Source organism: Burkholderia humptydooensis (assembly GCF_001513745.1).
Lineage (GTDB): Bacteria > Pseudomonadota > Gammaproteobacteria > Burkholderiales > Burkholderiaceae > Burkholderia > Burkholderia humptydooensis.
Window position 1 is genome coordinate 2700757 of sequence record NZ_CP013382.1, and the last position, 15882, is coordinate 2716638.

The following is a 15882-nucleotide window of genomic DNA, read 5'->3' on the forward strand; positions in this document are numbered from 1 at the left end:
CGGAACGCAATCGCGCACGCGCCGTTGACCGTCGCGGCGCGACGGACGTGATTGACGTCGTTCTGCTCGCGTACGACGGCGTCGATGCGCTCGATCTGTTCGGCGTGCACGCCGTGCTCGCGAAGGCGTCGACCGTGCCCGCACCGGGCGGCGGCGCGGCGCTGTGCGTCGCGATCGCGGCGGCCGCGCGCGTCGTCACGACGTCGTGCGGCGTCGAGCTGACGTGCGGCGCGACGCTCGACGCGCTCGAACGCGCGGACGCGATCGTCGTGCCGGGCGGAAGCGGCGCGGCGAACGCGGCACGGCAGCCGTCGCTCTCGACGCCGCTCGCCCGCGCGCATGCGCGCGGCGCGGCGATCTACGCGGTATGCTCGGGCGCGCTCGTCGTCGCGGCGTCCGGCGTCGCGAACGGACGGCGGCTCGCGATCCATAGCGACAAGCGGCAAGCGCTGCTCGACGTCGCGCCGTCCGTCGAGCCCGCCGCGGGGCTCGTCGCGGATGGCCGCTTATGCTCGGTCGGCGGCGATGCGTCGCCTTCGGCGAAGGCGGCCGATCTCGCGTTTCAACTGCTCGCCGATTTCGCGCCATACGCGGTCGCGCCGGTGGCCGCCCGCATGGAGCTGCGGCCGGGTCGCGGCGCCGCGGCCGCGCGCCTGCTGGAGACGGCCGCATGAGCCCGCGGCGCGGCACGGTCCTCGTGACGGGCGCGAGCCGCGGCGTCGGCCTCGCGATCGCCGAAGCGCTCGCGGGGCGCGGCTACGATCTCGCGCTGTGGGCGCGGTCCGCTCCCGACCTCGATGCAATCGCGCGCCGCCTCGGCGCAACCGGATGCCGGGTCCGCGCGGCGGCCGTCGACGTCGGCGACGCCGCCGCGGTGGACGCGGCGGGCCGCGCGCTGCGCGAGCAGGACGCGATGCTCGCGGGCGTCGTCGTCAACGCGGGATGCGGCCGGTGGGCGCGCATCGCCGACACGGCGCCCGACGAATGGCGCCGCACGCTGCGCACCAATCTCGACGGCGCGTTCCACACGCTGAAGGCGTGCGTTCCGCTTCTCACGGCCGCGCATCCGCTGATCGTCGGCATGATGTCGGACGCGAGCGTGTGGCCGTTCGCCGAGCGCAGCGCGTATTGCGCGTCGAAGGCGGGCCTCCGTCAGTTCTTCGACGTCGCGCGGCAGGAACTGCGCGAGCGCGGCATCCGGATGACCGCCGTGCTGCCGAGCCGCATCGACACGCATTTCCAGGGCGGCCACGCATCGGCCGCGCCGGGCAGCCGTCCCGGCGCGCTCGATGCGGCGGACGTCGCGACGATCGTCGCGGATCTGTTCGACGGCCCGCCGCACATCGAAATCCGCGAGCTGCACGTAACCGCGCTCGCGTCCAGCTTCGGACCTTTCCCAGGGGAGCATCCAGCGTGACGATTTTCACAGCCATTCATCCCGCCGGCCATTCGCGGCCGATCGGCAAGTATTCGCCCGCCGTCGCCGTGCCGATCGGCGCGGGGCGGCGCCTGCTATTCATCAGCGGCCAGGTCGCGACCGACGCCGGCGGGGCCGTGCTCGCGCCCGGCGACGCCCGTGCTCAGACGGAGATCATATTCGAGCGCCTCACGAGCATTCTCCACACCGCGGGCGGCGATCTGTCGGCGCTCGTGAGCGTCGTGATCTATCTGCGCGACATCGCCGATTTTCCCGCGGTGTCCGCGGTCCGCAACCGCGTGCTCGCCGCGCCGCCGCCCGCGAGCACGCTCGTTCAGGTCGCGTCGCTCGCCGAGGCGGGCTGCGTCGTCGAGATCAGCGGCGTCGCCGTAATCGGCGAGGACGGCGAACGTGGCTAGCCTCGCCCGCACCTGCGCTTCGCGCGGCGCCTGCGCCGGGAAAGCCGATCCGCGCGGCCTGCGGGCGACGCTGCCGCGCGTCGCGCAACAGGCTGGCGTGCTCGTCGTCGGCTCGCTGAACGTCGATCTGCTGCTGTACAGCGATGCGTCGCCGAGCGAAGGCGACTCGCTGCCCGTGCGCGCGATCGCGCTGCCGGGCGGCCATGCGGGCAACTGCGCGTCCGCGCTGGCGGCGCTCGGCCTGGCCGTGTCGATCGTCGCGGCGCTCGGCGACGACGCCGACGGCGATCGGCTGCTCACCGACCTCGACGCGCGCGGCATCGACACGCGCTTCGTGCGGCGCGTCGCGCACGCGCACACCGGCCGCGCGATCATCCCCGTGCTCGGCCCCGAGCGCCGCAACTACATGCTGCTCGATCGCGGCGCGAACGAGTCGCTCGCCGCCGCCGACGTGCGCGCCGCGCTGTCGGGCGTCGCGCGCTGCGATGCGCTCATGCTGTTCGATCCGAGCGCCGATGCGCTCGCGCAGACGTTCGCGCTCGCGCGCGCGCATCACCCGGCCGCCGCGCTGTGCTGGACGCCATCCGGCATGTATTCGCGCGATCCGGTCGCGCTGCCGCTGTTGCCGCAATGCGACGTCGTGTTCGCCAACGCGCGCGAGTTCGCGCATCTGCGCGAACAGGACGAGCGCGTGCTCGACGCGCTGGACGGGGTCGACGTCGTCGTCACGCTCGGCGAGCGCGGCGCGCTGTCCCGCCATCGCGGCGTCGAGACGCGCGCGCCGGCGCATCCGTGCGAAGTCGTCGATCCGACCGGCGCGGGCGATGCGTTCGCGTCGGCCTACCTGCTCGCGCGGCTCGCCGGCCTCGATGCGGCCGATCGCCTGCGGCTCGGCAACGCAGGCGGCGCATGCGCGGTCGGCACACGCGGCGCACGCGACGGCCTGCCGACGCTCGACGCGCTGCTCGACGCGGCGCTGGACAGCCCGCAAGGCCGGTCCGCGCCGCCGCGCGCCGAGGAGCCCGCCCATGCGCATGCGGCGAAGCGCTGACGGCTGGCGCGGCCTGATCGGCAGCACGTTCACGCCCGAGCGCGCGGCGAGGCTCGCCGCGGCGATCGTGACCGCCGTGCGCGCGCATGACGGCGGCGGGCCGCGCGTCGTCGTCGGCTACGACGGCCGCCGCCTCGGGCACCGCGCCGCACGGCTCGTCGCGCGCGCGGCGGGCGACGCGGGCGCGCGCGCCGTGCGCATCGTCGAGCATCTGCCGACGCCGACGGCGTCGTACCTCGTCGGCGCGGGCGACGCCGAACTCGCGCTGCTCGTCACCGCGAGCCACAACCCACCCGAATGGAACGGCGTAAAGGCGAAGGGCCGCCCCGGCTGCCCGCTCGACGCCGAGCTCGAACGGCGCGCGGATGCGCTGTACGACGACTCGGAGCGCGCCGCCGGCGGCGCGCGGTTCGGCGAACCGCCCGGCAAGCCTTTCGGCGAGCCTTCCGGCAAAGCCGACGAAGCGCGCGCGGACGATGTCCGCAGTCCCGGCGACGCGATCTTCGAAGAATGCGATGCGTCGCCGTGGATCGACCGACACGTCGCGCATGTGCTGTCGCGCCTGCCCGCGACGCCGGAGCGGCCGCTGCGCGTCGTCGTCGACGGGCTCGGCGGCATCGCGGGCGGCGCGATGCTGCGCCTTTGCGGCGCGCTGCGCTGGTCGGCGACGCCGCTCGGCTGCACGCCGTCCGCGACCTTCGGCGGCGTCGCGCCCGATCCGTCGCTGCCCGCGAGCCGCCGCCGCGCGGCCGACGCGGTGCGCACCGGGCGCGCCGATCTCGGCCTCGTCGTGGACGGCGACGGCGACCGCGTCTATGCGATCGACGGCGACGGGCGCACGGTCGAGCCGCACGAGCTGTTCGCACTGCTGCTCGCGCATCGGCATCGGCGGCGATACGGCCATCCGGAGCGCGGCATCGCGATCACGGCGGCAACGGGCGCGCTGGTGCGCCGGATGTGCGCGCAGTGGAGCCGCCCCGTCGTCGAACTGCCGGTCGGCTTCAAGCATCTGTCGCCGCTGCTCGTCGACGGCCGGATCGACGCGGGCGCAGGCGGCGTCGGCGATCTCGCGTTCGGCGAATTCGGCGTCGACCGCGATCCGTTCGGCGCCGTCGCGCTGCTCGCCGACCTGCTGGCGACGAGCGGCCAGCCGCTCGCGTCGCTCGTCGCCGGCTTGCGGCGACGCTACGGCCGCTTCGACTGGCTCGAATCACGCGTGGACGGCAATGCGACCGCCCCGCAGTTGCGCGCCGCGGGCCGGCGCGCGCTCGAACGATGCGGCTTCGACGCACGCGCGGCGCGCATCACGACCGTCGACGGCGTCAAGTTCTCGCTCGACAGCGGCGAATGGCTGCTGCTGCGGCCCTCCACGACCGAGGGCGGCATCCGCGTATGCGGCGAGCTGCTGAGCGCGCGAGCGGCCGGCGCGGCCGCCGCGCTCGCCGCGCACGTCGCCCGCGCGCTCGCCGCCGAGCGAAGCCCGTAGCCGCGCGCCGACGGAGCAGCACGCCCGTGCACGACCGCTATCGCCTGATTCTGATCCGCCACGGCCAGACGCCGGACACCGTCGCCGGGCGCTTCTGCGGCGCGCGCGACCCGGCGCTCACGGCGCTCGGGCACCGGATGGCGATCGAGGCGTCGCGGCATCCGGCGCTGCGCGGCGTCGCCGTCGTCGTGACATCGCCGTCGCTGCGCGCGCAACAGACCGCGCGCCATGTCGCCGACGCCAACCGCGTGCCGATCGTCGTCGACGAACGGCTGCGCGAGCTGTCGTTCGGCGCGTGGGAAGGACGCGTGCCAGACGACGTGCGCGACGAGCCCGCGTACCGGCGCTGGACCGACGATCCGGCGATCCACGCGCCGCCCGGCGGCGAAACCGGTCTCGCGGTGCTCGCGCGCGTGACGTCGGCCGTGCGCGACGCGATCGACGTGTTCGACGACGTCGCGTTCGTCACGCACAAATCGCCGATCCGCCTGCTCGCGTCGTTCTACGGCGCGACGCCGCTATCGCGCTTCAGGCTGATCGCCGGCATCCATGCGTGCTCGGTCTCGCTGATCGTGCGCGACGGCGGCGACGTCGCGCTCGGGCCGCTCGGCGACACGTCGCATCTGTCGCCCGCGTGGCGCGCCGATCCCGATCATGCGCGCGCGCCGCCTGACGGCGCGCGCGCTTTCGGCACCGCCGCGCCGCGCGGCGCGACGCCGCCCACCGGAAGGCGCGGCGGGTAGCGCCTTCCCTCACTCTGCAGGAGTCACGCATGTCACGCTCGAAGCGCATCGCCATCATCGCGGGCACCGGACTCGCCCGCGGCCTCGACGCATTCCTCGGCAACCGCGAGACGTTCGAGAACGTGCGGGTCACGTTCGGCCGGCGCAGCGGCACCGTGCTGCATTACACGACGGGCAGGATCGGCGGCGTCGAAGCGATCGTCCTGCCGCGGCACGGCCCGACGCTCGAGATTCCCGACCGCAGCCCGTCCGAGCTCGTCGCCGAGCTCGGACACGAAGCGCACATCTGGCATCTGCACGAGCTCGGCGTGCAGGCCGTCTACGCGTTCAACTCGGTGGGCTCGCTCGACCTCGATCTGCCGCTCGCCGCCGACAACGTGTTCCTCGCGCCCGACGACTATGCGCGCGGCCTGTCGGGCGTGTCGCACAGCTTCGGCAATCTGGCGAAGGACGTGCATCCGTCGATGCGCGCGCCGTTCGACGCGCGGCTGCGCACGAACTTCGCGCTCGCGGCCGACAAGGCGGGCGCGAAGCTGCTGATGCATGGGCTGTACATCCAGTCGGCCGGCGACGCGTTCGAAAGCGTCGCCGAGGTCGACACGTACCGCCGCATCTACGCGGGCCATCGCAATCGCGTGCTCGGCATGACGGCGGGCGCGGAACTCGTGCTGTGCCGGCAGATGGGCATCCCATATGCGCTCATCTGCGCGAACTGCAACTGGGCGGAAGGGCTCGATCCGGACCATCCGGTCACGCACCCGTTCGTGCTCGCCGGGATGCAGCCCGCGGCGGCGACGCTTGCGAAGATCGCCGAGGCGGTGCTGCGGATCGAGGCGCAATCGTGAGCGCGCGGCGGGCCGCGTTTGCGCGCGCGCCGCATTCGCGTTGCCCGCTTCGTTCGGTCGACGCGTTTCGCAGCGGCGGGCGGCTAGCCGCGCAGCGCATCGAAGCACCGCAGCAGCAGCGCCGCGCGTTCGAGATCCTTGCGCCGCCCGAACAGCCGCAGCATCCGTTCGAGCGCGAGCGGCGACGGCACCGGCACCTTCACGTTCGCAATGTCGACGTGCCGCATCGAATCGACGATGACCTCGCGCCACGCGCGGCCGTCGTTGACTTCGAGGCGGCCCATCACTTCGACGTCGAGCGGCGCGAAGCCGAATCGCGCGAAGCGCGAACGGAAGCGCGCATCGTCGGCCGGACGGAAACCGGCGCGACGCGACGCGGCCCAATGCGCGATCGCGGCGTCGGCATCGCGCACGCTCGTCAGCACGTCGACGTCCTTCGGCGCGACGTCGACGCCGTACAGCGCGAGCGCCGCGCTGCCGATCACGCACCACGGATCGCGAAACATCGCCGCCATCGCGGGCACCGCCAGCGACAAGGTCTGTTCGAGCGCCGCATCGACGGATGGTCGAACCATGACTCCTCCATGCGCCCGCGAAGCGCGACGGCCTCGCGGCGGGACGCATCGAAATCGCATCGAAATCCTTACTTTAACGATTTTTGGAGGCGAGCATGACAAGAATCGTCATCACGGGCTCTGCCGGCAAGGCCGGCGCGTTCGTCGTGCGCGAATTCGCCGCGCACGGCTACGATACGCTCGGCGTCGACATGAAGGCCACCGTCGCATCGAGCGCGCTCGGGCATCTGCCTTCGATGAAGGCCGACTTGCGCGACCTCGGGCAAGCCGTCGAATCGTTCGACGGCGCGGATGCGATCGTCCATCTCGCGAACGTGTCGCTGCCGGGCCTGTTCCCGCCCGGCAAGACCTTCAGCGACAACGTGACCGTCAATTACAACGTATTCCAGGCCGCGCGCGTGCTCGGCATCCGCTCGATCGTCTGGTTGTCCAGCGCCGCGGTCGTGCACGATCTGTTCGATCCGGCCGGCGAGATCGACGTGCCCGTGACCGAACATTCGCCGGTGCGCGCGGGCTCCGCGTACGCGCTGTCGAAGATCGTCACCGAGCAGATCGCCGGCTTCTTTTGCGACGAACGCACGTCGATCGTCGGGCTGCGCGCCCCTGTGATCGAAGACCCGGCCGATTATCCGCACTACACGAAGTATCAACGCGACCCGCAGATGCGCCGCTGGCATCTGTGGTCGTACATCGACGCGCGCGATGTCGCCCGCGCATGCCGCCTCGCGGTCGAAGCGCGGCCGCCCGGCGTGCACAACGTGTTCGTGTCCGCGCCCGACACCGTGATGGCCGAGCCGATCGATGCGCTCTTCGAACTGCGCTTTCCCGGCGCGCCGGTGCCGGGGCGATTGCACGAATGCGGCAGTTTCTTCGCGCCGGAACATGCGAAGCGATTGTTCGGCTTCGAGCCGATCCATTCGTGGCGCGGCGATCGATGAGATGCATGCGAGGTCATCATGGACGCAACGCATTCGAACGGCATCTATTCGCTCGACGGGCAGCGCGTGCTGATCATCGGCGGATCGAGCGGCGTCGGGCTCGCGCTCGCGCGCGAGGCGACGCGGCTGCGTGCGCAGGCGATCATCGTCGGGCGGGATCGCGCGCGGCTCGATCGCGCGGCGGCGATCGTCGGCGCGGACGTGATCGCCGAGGCAGCCGATGTACGCGAGCCGCGCGACGTTCGCAGGCTGGCCGGGCGCGTCGGGCGTATCGATCATCTGTGCGTGAGCGTCGCGCACGACATCGCGCCGCATTCGATCGCGGACGATGTCGAGACGCTGAAACGGCACTGGGACAGCTTGTACTGGTCGTCGATCGTCGTCGTCAAGGAGACGCTCTCGCATCTCGCCGAGACGGGGTCGATCACGTTCGTCACGGGATCGTTGAGCCGCAAGCCGGTGGCGGGGAAATCGCTGTTCACGTCGTCGCAGTGCGCGATCGAAGGGATCGCGCGAGCGCTTGCAGTCGAGCTTGCGCCGCGGCGCGTGAATACCGTGGTTCCAGGGCTGCTCGATACGCCGCTTTGGAACGCGCTCGATCCGGCGCGGCGGGCGGCGTTTTTTGCGGGGCATGCGGCGAAGCTGCCGGGGAGGCAGATCGGGCGGGCGGAGCATGTGGCCGGGGTGGTGATCGCTTGCATGGTGAATGCGTTCGTGACGGGGGCGGCGTTGATCGTCGATGGGGGGGAGCAGGTTGTTTAGGCTTGTGTGGTGTGGCTTCGTGTTGCGTGATGGATGCTCGTTGCGCAGGGCATGCGATGGAGCGGACGCGTTGGTGCGACGAAAAGCGGCCCATCGCGCGTGAGGTGTCGTGCGCCCTATTTCGTCCGGTATGAATGTTTCGAGTGTGCGCGACAGTCGTCGGAATTCGAGGATGGTCGGGCACTGTCGAAAGTGCCGCCGGGCTGGTTGAGCGCGGCGCATGCGGGCAATTTGCGATTTCACTTGCGCTCGGCGTTTCCGTCTTGAACGGTGGTCGCATCGCATCGCCAATTGCAGCATTTCAGACTGGAACGTCGTCTAACAGCGCTTGAATTGCTCGGGGCGAAGGCGGAAAACACGGTGGTGTTCGAGGATTCGGCTTCGGGGGTGCGCTCGGCGAGTTCAGCGAGGATTTTTACGTTCGGGATGTTGACGGCGTTGAGTGAGGAGAGGTTGAGGGAGGTCGACGCATTGGGGATTATTCGCGATTTTTATGATGTTAAATTGCGGAATTTTCCAAATCCATATTGTCACGCGCTGGTCTCGTCGATCCATGCAGCCGAAAATAGCCAGAACACTCGACATCATTCCCTAGGAGACAGTCCATTATGTAGATGGAGTGCTTGCGACTATCGGTTTTGATGTTGCTCGTGTCCGCTCAATCACTTGCACTGCCATCTATAAGCAGACGAACGGCCTGTCAAACGCAACCGAGGTTGCAATCGAAGCCCCGAGCAATGAAAGAGAAAAAGGTCAGACAACACGCGAAGCGCGGGACGTAAGTGCTATCAACACTTGCGGCTTACTGCCCACAACCGGTTTATGTGGAGAATTGACTATGGCTGACGCCAACCTTAAAGGGCACCCCGTCACGGAACACTTCGTGAAAATTCAGCAGTGCGGCGCTATCCGCACAACTGGATCAGGTCCGCTCATCTGCTCACCGTTCCCCGCGTTAGCTGTGAATGAAACTCGCCGGGCGGTGGATTTAGTACGCGGGTTTTGAAGCCTAACAGCGAGTCAAGGTCGATGTTAGGCAGCGAAGGCTTGTTATTATAATGAAGCAAGCATAGGCAGCAGTGACACAATAAAGAGTCGCGGCTGTCAAATGATAGATCACTGATCCCAAAGTTGCTTGGCTACACCAAATTTATTTTCAGGAATCAGCTCAACACCTTTCCAAACATTTTTATCAAATTCCAATTTAAAATAAGCAGAACAGAATAGCACCCCAAGCAAGGCGAGATCATTCACCATGAATATCTCCGCATCTATTTCATCCGACAATACCAAATGTGATATAGTTTTTATATCCCCATTTCTCCTAAATTCCACATTAGATTCACTCAAATCAATTACATCAGATAACACACGACCATCCGAAATACGCAGAAAATAATAGTCAAGCTTTGATATCGGCTCTTCTTTTTTGTTAACCACATGCAGCACGGCACGGTCCCATCCTGCAGTTCCGTATTTATCCATCAGAGACAGCAATCGATTGCTTATGATATAGCCGTTGAATGCACGCCTGAAATCAAAAGAGTACGAGCGGTCCTTTGTAATCAACCATAGTTCTTCTGGTAACGGTGCAAGCTCCCCCTTATCCACCCAGTGCCAAGCGTAATTCATCTCCACATCGGCACCGTTACTCATAAATTTATCGTGCACAAGACCATTAATAAACACAGGACATGAGGTATCCTTTACCTCGTGAAAAAAGAAGTGCATTTCCCGCCTCATTTAAGTTAGCTTGCAAGTTCTTTTGGTTTTTATTTTCCCTCTGAAAATCTTCCTGCGCAAGCTGCGCTGCAAGGACTTCACATGCATCTTCGCATCAGCTTTCGTAATGGCATTACTGTGTAGCGCAGCCTCGATTTTTGCCACTTTACTTTCTACCATTGCGTTATAGCTTGGATGGCTTCCACGGTGATAGATGCGCTCACCAGCTTTACTCCCAATGCCTGATGAGCTATCTGGCATCAGTATCCCATTATGGGCCAAATCACGGCCGCCGCCCATGCCGATAGCGTTAAAGAAGGACGAATGGCGATTCCATACCGCCTGCGGGATCAAGTGATGAGCCTGCATCTTGTCACCAACTGTTCCACCCAATGCTCTATCTAAAGCACCGCTAGCAGGATCGCCAAAGGCCAAGCCTAAGGGATCGCTCCAAATTAGTGTGTTTGGGGCGAACTGATACGGATACTCCCCCCCCTTCAATCCGATCGGGTCTTGGCTAATGAAGTAACCAGGACTTGGATCAAAGTACCGATAGCGGTTGTAATGCAGCCCACTTTCCTGATCGTGATACTGTCCCTGCAACCTGAGTGGCTGCACGATCCATCGCCCAGTGCATTCGACGTCACCCCTGGGGCGATAACGCGCCTCCCATACAGCCCTCCCACTAGCATCATGCATCCGTACGGGCGCCCCGTTCGGATCATTCTGGTAAAAATACACCGTTCCTGCGTTCGGTACTAGTTGCCTCGATAGTCGCGCCGATAGCCTCCCCTCAGCCAGATCGCCTTGCACAATAGCGAGCGGCCGGAACGATTCCGGATAGTAAATCCACTCGCACACACGGCTAGCGACGGGTAGCATTCCTGTGTCAGTTCGGTCATGCTCCAGCGAAGTGAGTGACGACGACCGTATATCTCCGTCTATGTCCAGATCCGAGGCACCACTTCCCTCCCCTCCCGCTGCGTACTCCCCAACAAGCGTATTGCCGTCCCAAAAGAACCGGCTCAGATGTGACAGTGGCTGCTGCGATGCCCCGCCTGATGCTCCCGCATACACGACTTTACGAATCCGCCGCTGGAACGGATCGTATTCATACCGCGCGCGGATGTGCGCTGGCTTCTCCCCTGAAGTGGCAAGATCCGGCCGCACCGCCACCGTCTCAACGAGCTGCCCGGCCGCATCCCAACGCAGCGTCAGGTCCTGTGCGGCGTCCTGCTTTCGAATAAGGTTGCCGACTCTGTCGTACGCGTAGTAGCAGCCTTCATATTCACCTTCACGCACCCAAGTGCCGGTCTTTGCCGCAGCGGCTGCATCCGCCGTGCGGCGCTCCCGAATGTACGTCTTCAGCAAATCGCCGGCAGGGTCGTACAAATAGCGACGCAATTGCCCAGCGGGGTCGAGGTGCGCGATCACCCGCCCCACCGGATCGTATTGAAAGCGCTCGATGCCGCCCCGAGAGTCGCGCTTTTCGACCAATTCGCCATTCGCGTCGTACGTATATTCGCTTGCGAAAAGCGCGCCGGTACCTGCCAGCAGTGTCCGCTGCGAGGCAAGCTGTCCGCCGGATTCGTACGACAGTTCACGCCGCAACTCCGTGCCCAATTGCTCGATGCAAATCTGCCCAAGTGCATCTCGCTCAAGCACGACCGGCGCCGTGTCGTCGATCCGAATCGACGTGGCAGCATCCAAAGCGTCGTATGTATAGCGGACGGCATGCTCGACAACCGCGCCCCCGGCAACAAGCCGGGTCCTGCGTTCAATCCGGTTGCCGGCTTCGTCGTAATCACTGGCGATCGTGAAATCGTCACCCTGTCGCTCCTCGATCACGCGGCCCGCTGCGTCGTAACCGAACTCGACGCGACAAGACGGATTCTCCGCGAGCACCAAGTCCCCGTGCCGATCGTATGCAAAGCTGTCGATCTGAAGAGCATCGTCCTGCTCCGGATGAGGCACGCGCTTCTGAACGATGCGCCCCAGCCAATCGTATCGGTATTCGACTGTCTGCCCCAGAGGATCAGTGCTACAAAGCAGTTCACCCGCCGCGCCATACCGATAGCGTCGAGCTTGCCCCCAGTAGTCCGTCTCCACGACGATCCGCCCCAGCGCATCGCGTTCGAGCGCATATAGCTCGCCGCGTTCGTTCACGACGCCGATCAGTTGTTCTTCCGTGTCGTAGCGGTATTCAACGGTGGTACCGTCGGGCGCGAGCCGTCTGTTGACCTCTCCGAGCGCCGAGTATTCCATCTGCGTCACGTGGCCCATAGGATCGCAATAGCGAGACAGGTTTCCTTCAGCGTCGTACACACAGCGAATCTCACGCCCGCCCGGCTCGATTGCGCGCGTCAAATTGCCGTTGCGGTCATACTCGTATTTGCTTTGTTGCCCGAGCGCATCGATTGCTTCGATGAGGTATCCGCGCGCATCGTACCGATACTGCGTGCGATGCCCCAACGCATCGATCCGCGCCGCGAGATTGCCGTCCCGGTGGTAATCGAATCGCATGCTCGCACCGCGCGGCCCTGTGTGTTCAACAAGCTGGCCGTACTCGTCATAGGTATAGCGAGATATCGCCCCCGAGGGATCGATCTGCGCGAGCAGATTGCCGAACGTATCCCACTCGTAGCGCCACTGCCGGCCGCCGATCAACGTCATGCAGACCGGGCGGTGATAGGAATCAAATTCCGTCCTGATCGTGCTCCCATCCGGCAATGTCTGCACAACCAAACTGCCATACGCGTCATATTCCCAAGCCGTCGTCCGCCCCGCGGGATCGGTCTGCGCACTCGCACGCCCCTGCGCGTCATACCGGTACCCGGTCACGCCGCCTAGCGGATCGATTTCAGCAACAGGCATCCCGCGCTCGTTCATCTGCGTGATCGTCGTATGCCCGAGCGAATTGGTGACACGCGTCTCCATCCGCGCACGATCGTAGACGAAGCGGTAATCGAATAGCCCGTTATCACCCCACGCATGATCGACGCGCCACACGCCGTCGTCGTCCTGCTGATAGCTGTAGTAGAACGACACGCCCCGCGCGCTCGTGTGGCTCACCATCCGATGCCCGACCGCATATTCGAAATGATGCGGATGCGCCATCGCGTCGATCGCCGCAGCCAGATTACGCTCGCGGTCATGCTCGTAGCTCACGAGCGGATGTGCGTTTCCGCCCGCATCGATCAACGTCAGCGACGTCAACAACCCGGCGTGCAGCCCCCTGCCCGTACCGCATTCGACCAGACGCTCCGTCTGCCCGTCGCGCTTCCATTCGACGAGACGCACGAGCCCGCCATACATGTCGCGCTCGAACACCCACGCATTGCCGTTGAGATCGGCCATGCGATCGATCGGCAGCGTGAGTCGAGAATCGTCGCCATCGAGCGCCGCGACTGAATCCCTCCAACGGGAAGGCAGCACGAATCCGTATTCGATCCCCTCGCGCGTGCGCAGCACCATCCGCCCATCGTCGCCATACAACGCGTGCCCATGCTGCCAGTCATAGGTGCGCGCCGGCCAGCCGTCATCCGCCGGCACCACGTTGAAAGCGGTCGCATGATCCGGAAAATGCGCGACTGCGCCGATCCCGTCTTCGTTGCGCATCAGCTCGAGCCGGATATCGGCCGGCGTCTGCCAGCCGAAGCCCACCGCGCCCGGATGGCGATCCTGACTCGCGTAATAGCGATCCCACACGAGCGGCAAGCGGCCTGACACGGTGAAGTCGTTCTGCTGCACGACCACTTCGCCCGTCGTCACGTCGACCGGCTCCGCTTTCAGCACCGTGCATCTCAAAAATCCCGACTTCAGATGCAGCTTGTCCGCGAGGTTCTTCGCCCACTTCGATCCCTGAAACGCCTTGAACATCCCCTTGGCGGCCGCCGCCATGTTCATCACGGGCGGCCCGCCGACGAGCACCGGACGGCCGACAGGAATCGGCAGCATCACCGAACTCGGCATCGACTCATGCGTGCGCGTCGTATGCGCGCCGTTGTGCGGCGGCGGCTCGATCCCCTCGGCCCAGCAGCTCATCGCGGGCAGCGCCAGGAACGACATCGGATCGTTGTTCGCGAGCACGGTCCGGCTGCCCATGTACGATTCGGCGTCGTCGGACGGCAGCGGGTCGGGCGGCGCGAACGTTTCGCCCAGCGGGAAGTGCAGCCCCGGCACATGAAACGAATGCGTGCCCGCCGTCGCGCGCATCAGCCCGTTCACGAAGATCGGCCTGCCTGCGGCGGCCCCCATCCCGACGCCCGCGCCCACCGCGCCCGCCACGTCGCCCTTGATCGACGACACTTCGCGATTGAGCTTCAGCGCCTTCGCGACCCACGGATCGCTCGTGGCCTGCTTCTTCTGGTCCTTGAGCGAATTGAGCGCATCGGTCAGTTTCTTGCGGTCGTCGGGATGGTCCTCCAGGTAATCCAGCACCGCGTCTTCGGCGATCGTCATCGCAATGCTGCCGATCACCCCCTTCGCGGCCGCAATGTATTCCCGCAGATCGAGCATGAAGCCGATATGCGGATGCGGCAGGAACACCGGAGGCAGCCCCGGCGTGACGATCACCGAATGCACGTCGATCCCGACGACGGGGTCCATGTGCTTGACGGCCGGCAGCGCCACGATGTCCGCTCCCCGCTCGCGCTCAGCGTCCGCCGCGCAGCGCCGCGACCTTGTCGCTCAGTTCGCTGCGGCGCCGGTCGAATGCGCCGACCTGTTTGACCATCCACTCGACGACGAGCCTCAAGTTGCTGCTGACGCGCATCGATTCGTCGATCAGCAGCCCCGCGTCGAGCGCGTTGAAGCCCGCCTCCAGCGCATGCTCGCGCTCTCCCGCCTTCTCCCAGCACACGGCGCTCATCCGCCACGCCTCGACGGTCATCAACGCGTCCCGCGCGGCGGCCATCGACGCCGCCGCGCGCTCGTAGCAGTAAGCCGCCGACGCGAACGCCTTGTGCGTCAGATGCACGCTCGCCTCGCCGAACAGCCCGTTCGCGACGAGCTTGTGCCCCGCCGGATGCCCTGCGCCAACCGCGCGCCCGCCGCTTTCAGTCGCCTGCCGATACGCATCGAGCGCGCGCTCGTGGTCGCGCCACTTCAGATACGCGGCGCCCGCGATCAGATGCACGACCACGCACTGATCGAACCACTGCTCGCGTTCGGCGATCTGCAACGCCGCCGCGCGCAATCGTTCGAGCCGCGCCGGATTGCCGTCGCCGATCGTCTCGCTCAGTTCGACGAACAAACGCCTGAACTCGCCGCTCGGCCCGCGCTCGCCGGATTCCGCGAGCAATTCGCGCGGCACGCTCGCCATCGCGTAGCATCCCTTTACGATGTGCACCGTGCTCGAATGTCGCTGTTGCAACGGCTTGAACGGCTCGGCATCGATGCGCGGCAACACGAATCGCACGCGCGCGCCGAGTCTCGGCGACGATTCGACGACGTCGAGCAGTTCGCCGAGCCAACGCGCGAGCGCCGCGTCGTCGCGAACCTGCGGGGGTTGCAATGCGAACACCATCGCCGGGAAGATGTCCGGATGGTGCTGCATCAAGCTGTCGGCCACGGTCAGGAAACGCAGGATCGGATGCCCGCCGTCGTCGCGCGGCGGCTGCCAATCCGCAAGCAGCCCTTGCGCGTTCGACGCATCGCGCCGGCTGTCGTAGAACCGGATGAGCTCGTCCGTCAGCGCCGGCGCGTAACGCGCGCCGTCGACGAAATCCGAACGCATCACGATCACCGCGCTCGATATCTCCTCCTGCGTCTGGAAATAGAGCTGCACGAGCTGCGCGTCGGCTTCGTTCGTCTGCCAGATCATCAGCCTCGCGGCGCGATCCTTCGCAAAGCCCTGCCAATCCGTGTGCGCATCCATGAACCTGCGCTCCACGGGGTTCGTGGGTTGCCAGTTCTGCATGATC

General features: G+C 66.1%; 13 protein-coding genes and 1 pseudogene. 10 read left to right on the forward strand and 4 right to left on the reverse strand.

Features of this window, described 5'->3' with window-relative positions; translation table 11 throughout:
* The first annotated feature begins 47 nt into the window (after positions 1 to 47).
* The 7 genes from AQ610_RS30815 to AQ610_RS30845 are packed head-to-tail and all read left to right on the forward strand — an operon-like array spanning position 48 to position 5961.
* Positions 48 to 674, forward strand: a complete 627-nt coding sequence (locus AQ610_RS30815; protein ID WP_231749026.1) for a DJ-1/PfpI family protein — start codon at positions 48 to 50, stop codon at positions 672 to 674.
* A complete protein-coding gene (locus AQ610_RS30820) occupies positions 671 to 1417 on the forward strand; it encodes an SDR family NAD(P)-dependent oxidoreductase (protein WP_006028183.1) in 747 nt (248 codons plus the stop codon). Before AQ610_RS30815 ends, AQ610_RS30820 begins: the two co-directional genes overlap by 4 nt.
* A complete protein-coding gene (locus tag AQ610_RS30825; RefSeq protein ID WP_006028184.1) occupies positions 1414 to 1836 on the forward strand; it encodes a RidA family protein in 423 nt (140 codons plus the stop codon). Before AQ610_RS30820 ends, AQ610_RS30825 begins: the two co-directional genes overlap by 4 nt.
* Positions 1829 to 2887 (forward strand): carbohydrate kinase family protein, encoded by a 1059-nt coding sequence (locus tag AQ610_RS30830; protein ID WP_006028185.1) that lies wholly within the window; start codon positions 1829 to 1831, stop codon positions 2885 to 2887. Before AQ610_RS30825 ends, AQ610_RS30830 begins: the two co-directional genes overlap by 8 nt.
* Complete coding sequence (locus AQ610_RS30835) at positions 2865 to 4373, forward strand: phosphohexomutase domain-containing protein (RefSeq protein ID WP_006028186.1); 1509 nt, start codon at positions 2865 to 2867, stop codon at positions 4371 to 4373. Before AQ610_RS30830 ends, AQ610_RS30835 begins: the two co-directional genes overlap by 23 nt.
* A gap of 26 nt (positions 4374 to 4399) precedes the next feature.
* On the forward strand, positions 4400 to 5116 hold the full coding sequence (locus AQ610_RS30840) for a histidine phosphatase family protein (protein WP_006028187.1): 717 nt from the start codon (positions 4400 to 4402) through the stop codon (positions 5114 to 5116).
* Between the two features lie 29 nt (positions 5117 to 5145).
* A complete protein-coding gene (locus tag AQ610_RS30845) occupies positions 5146 to 5961 on the forward strand; it encodes a phosphorylase family protein (RefSeq protein WP_006028188.1) in 816 nt (271 codons plus the stop codon).
* 83 nt (positions 5962 to 6044) lie between these two features.
* On the opposite strand, the gene AQ610_RS30850 is transcribed toward AQ610_RS30845, so the two are convergent.
* Positions 6045 to 6536 (reverse strand): nucleotidyltransferase family protein, encoded by a 492-nt coding sequence (locus tag AQ610_RS30850; RefSeq protein WP_006028189.1) that lies wholly within the window; start codon positions 6534 to 6536, stop codon positions 6045 to 6047.
* Positions 6537 to 6631: 95 nt separating this feature from the next.
* On the opposite strand from AQ610_RS30850, the gene AQ610_RS30855 reads away from it, so the two are divergent.
* The 3 genes and pseudogenes from AQ610_RS30855 to AQ610_RS37830 all read left to right on the forward strand — a co-directional run.
* On the forward strand, positions 6632 to 7474 hold the full coding sequence (locus AQ610_RS30855; protein ID WP_009915936.1) for an NAD-dependent epimerase/dehydratase family protein: 843 nt from the start codon (positions 6632 to 6634) through the stop codon (positions 7472 to 7474).
* An 18-nt stretch (positions 7475 to 7492) separates the two neighbouring features.
* Positions 7493 to 8236, forward strand: coding sequence for an SDR family oxidoreductase (locus tag AQ610_RS30860; RefSeq protein WP_006028191.1), 744 nt, complete (start codon positions 7493 to 7495; stop codon positions 8234 to 8236).
* A 318-nt stretch (positions 8237 to 8554) separates the two neighbouring features.
* Positions 8555 to 8752 (forward strand): annotated as a pseudogene (locus AQ610_RS37830) (HAD family phosphatase); the annotation flags it as partial.
* A 600-nt stretch (positions 8753 to 9352) separates the two neighbouring features.
* On the opposite strand, the gene AQ610_RS35555 reads toward AQ610_RS37830, so the two are convergent.
* The 3 genes from AQ610_RS35555 to AQ610_RS30870 are packed head-to-tail and all read right to left on the reverse strand — an operon-like array spanning position 9353 to position 15878.
* The gene (locus AQ610_RS35555; protein WP_080595154.1) at positions 9353 to 9979 is read right to left on the reverse strand and encodes an Imm43 family immunity protein; all 627 of its coding nucleotides are present in this window, start codon (positions 9977 to 9979) and stop codon (positions 9353 to 9355) included.
* On the reverse strand, positions 9980 to 14590 hold the full coding sequence (locus AQ610_RS35560; RefSeq protein WP_006028192.1) for an RHS repeat-associated core domain-containing protein: 4611 nt from the start codon (positions 14588 to 14590) through the stop codon (positions 9980 to 9982).
* A gap of 22 nt (positions 14591 to 14612) precedes the next feature.
* Entirely contained in the window at positions 14613 to 15878 is a 1266-nt protein-coding gene (locus AQ610_RS30870; protein ID WP_009915938.1) for a hypothetical protein, read from the reverse strand.
* Positions 15879 to 15882 lie beyond the last annotated feature (4 nt).